Origin of the sequence: Halosimplex marinum (assembly GCF_051414075.1) — an archaeon.
GTDB classification, from domain to species: Archaea; Halobacteriota; Halobacteria; order Halobacteriales; family Haloarculaceae; genus Halosimplex; species Halosimplex marinum.
This window is the reverse complement of sequence record NZ_JBLKNY010000014.1, coordinates 1-664: the sequence shown is the minus strand read 5'-3', so window position 1 is coordinate 664 and position 664 is coordinate 1. Positions and strand designations below refer to the sequence as shown.

The 664-nt window shown below is 57.4% G+C and carries 1 rRNA gene; it reads right to left on the bottom strand.

Annotated features, from left to right (window positions below):
- Window positions 1-664, bottom strand: a 23S ribosomal RNA gene (locus ACMGFI_RS21205); the annotation flags it as partial.

Below are 664 nucleotides of genomic sequence, written 5' to 3'. Positions count from 1 at the left end.
GCCGTTAACGGGTCCTTCGTCCTGTTGTACCAGGTGTTCAGATACCCGCACTGGGCAGGATTCAGTGACCGTACGAGTCCTTGCGGATTTGCGGTCACCTATGTTGTTACTAGACAGTCCGAGCCCCCGAGTCACTGCGACCTGCCGCTTCCCGCGGCAGGCATCCCTTCTTCCGAAGGTACGGGACTAGATTGCCGAATTCCCTAACGTCGATTGTTCCCGACAGACCTTGGCTTTCTCCGCCATGAGCACCTGTGTCGGTTCTCGGTACGGACACCGTCCTCGTCTTTTCACGGGCCCCAGGCTAGCCTGACTTGCGCTATCCTACCGTTCGTCCGCTTCGTGCCGTTACGGCTTCCACGGAGTTGGATAGTTCGACCGGGCGATGGCCCGGCTCAGGTGAACCCAAGGCGTCGACTTTGAGTGGACGGCGGCGCAGGAATATTAACCTGCTTCCCATTTCGTCTCATTCGAATTACGGTGAGACTTAGGACCGGCTAACCCTCAGCTGACGAACAGTGCTGAGGAACCCTAGCTCGTTCGGTCGTCAGGATTTCAACCCGACTTTCGCTGCTACTATGACCAGGATTTTCGTTTCTAATCGGTCCACACGAACTCTCGGCCGTGCTTCCACCCGATCAGAACGCCGACCTACGCAATCGCC